Origin of the sequence: Halorubrum sp. SP3, from assembly GCF_005435195.1 — an archaeon.
GTDB lineage: Archaea > Halobacteriota > Halobacteria > Halobacteriales > Haloferacaceae > Halorubrum > Halorubrum sodomense.
In genome coordinates this window covers 1-1,733 of sequence record NZ_SGTU01000082.1, presented here as the reverse complement: position 1 = coordinate 1,733, position 1,733 = coordinate 1, and the positions used below count along the sequence as shown (strand labels likewise).

Annotated in this window: 4 protein-coding genes; all 4 read left to right on the top strand. The window is 48.2% G+C overall.

Going from position 1 to position 1,733, the window contains the following annotated elements; genetic code table 11:
• Positions 1–132 (top strand): ATP-binding protein (locus EXE42_RS20835; protein ID WP_137706899.1); only part of this gene is annotated, 132 nt, incomplete at its 5' end.
• A gap of 72 nt (positions 133–204) precedes the next feature.
• A complete protein-coding gene (locus EXE42_RS20830) occupies positions 205–618 on the top strand; it encodes a hypothetical protein (protein WP_137706898.1) in 414 nt (137 codons plus the stop codon).
• Positions 566–1,108, top strand: a complete 543-nt coding sequence (locus tag EXE42_RS20825; RefSeq protein ID WP_137706900.1) for a PAS domain S-box protein — start codon at positions 566–568, stop codon at positions 1,106–1,108. The genes EXE42_RS20830 and EXE42_RS20825 overlap by 53 nt, the downstream gene beginning before the upstream one ends.
• 6 nt (positions 1,109–1,114) lie before the next feature.
• Entirely contained in the window at positions 1,115–1,630 is a 516-nt protein-coding gene (locus EXE42_RS15410) for a sensor histidine kinase KdpD (protein ID WP_137706897.1), read from the top strand.
• Positions 1,631–1,733 lie beyond the last annotated feature (103 nt).

Here is a 1,733-nt window from a genome sequence, read left to right as displayed (position 1 = left end):
ACCGACCTTGATCATGGGCAGGGCCTTGGACTGTGGATGGTTCGGATGATCACCACACAGATAGGCGGAGATATCTCGGTTGAACTGAATGAGAAGGGAACGGAAATCAACCTCCACATTCCTACTAAATGACGAAAAAGTATTACATGTACAAATTCTAGAGTGAGCAACAAGCAATATCCGGGTGCGCCTACAGTAGTATGTATGTCTAGACTGCGAGGATCAGCCGCGGTCATGACACTTGGTGGTCTGCTATTGACCCTATCCGTTAGCCACCATGTACGAGAGATTGCTGTACTCTCTACTCAACTTGGACCGATGATCGCACTATTTTTAGACGGGAGCCTCAGTCTCGGATTAATATACGCAGGATACTGGCTTCGTCAAAGAAATCTGACCGCTACTACCGAATGGTCTGTTGGTATTTGGACGATTTTTGGTGGTCTTGTAGGAGCTACGATTGCAGGAATAACACTTACAGTCGAGGTAATTGAGGGTCGGCCGCTCGTAGAACCACAGTTTAGGCTGTTAGTTTCCGCGGGTGGTGGGGCGTTAGTACTGTTTACTGCCGGATACTACGCAGCCCGCCAACAAACGCTCAATCACCCTGTTCAATAACACGATTCAGATAACTGGTCTCTTACGATTAGACGGAAGCATCATCGAGATCAACGACACCGCACTGGAATTTGGTGGTCTTGAGCGTGATAACGTCGTTAATGAGCAGTTCGACGAGATCTCGTGGTGGACGCACTCTGAAGAGGTCAAAAAAGGTATTCAAGATGCGATAGCACAAGCAAGAGATGGTGGGTTTGTTCGTTACGAAACTGAAGCGAGGGGAGCTGATGGTCTTAGAACTATTGAGGTTTCAGTGAAGCCAGTCACTAATGAGAACGGTAAGGTCATACAGCTCATCGTAGCTGGCTACGACATAACTGACAAACAACGGCAGAGAGAACACCTTCGAGTTCTCCACCGTCTGATGCGTCATAACATGCGAAATGATTTGATGAAAGTAAATGGCTGGACACAAATGGCTGCGACAGCGGTTTCTCGTGAAGAGCGCATGTCTCACGCAAATAGAGTTAAGAATATCTTGGATTCATGAGAAAAAATGACAGGTGAACTGAAAGAAGTCCAAAAGTTGATCGAATCAGAATCCGGAAAGCCAGATCATAAGCTTCCAGGTGATTTCTTACCAGATATCGTTGAGTCCCAACAATCTAAACATCCTGAAGCAGATATCTCGTTGACACTAGACGCTCCATTCACCGGACGCATCCCAGTGTATGTACAGAAAGCAATCATCGAAGCAATTGATAATGCCGTGGCGGCAAGCACCGAAGAGACGCCAACAGTAGGTGTGACCGTAGCTAACACCGATAACAATTGGATCAAAATTACGATTGCGGATGATGGGCCCGGAATACCACCAGCAGAGGCTGCGGTATTAGAGACAGGCCAAGAATCAGCATTAATGCACGGTAGCGCCCTTGGAATCTGGAAAATTCGGATGGCAGTCAAGCAAGCGGGCGGCAACATCTCTGTGGATGATCTCAGTAACGGGACCGCACTTCAGTTTCAACTCCCAAGCAGAGGTCAACAACAACAATCTCTTGCCAGAGTGTGATTGTGGGACCCTTCGACGCAGTCGCTGGAACGTGTCACGTCTACTCGGTGAACTACCCCACCCTACTCGCTCCCGCTGGTCGCTCCTTGAGGAAGGGGGCTTA

Bases quoted from the DNA above. Each gene is read 5' to 3' on its own strand.
- EXE42_RS15410 (WP_137706897.1), top strand. From the start codon at position 1,115: ATGACAGGTGAACTGAAAGAAGTCCAAAAGTTGATCGAATCAGAATCC.
- EXE42_RS20830 (WP_137706898.1), top strand. From the start codon at position 205: ATGTCTAGACTGCGAGGATCAGCCGCGGTCATGACACTTGGTGGTCTG.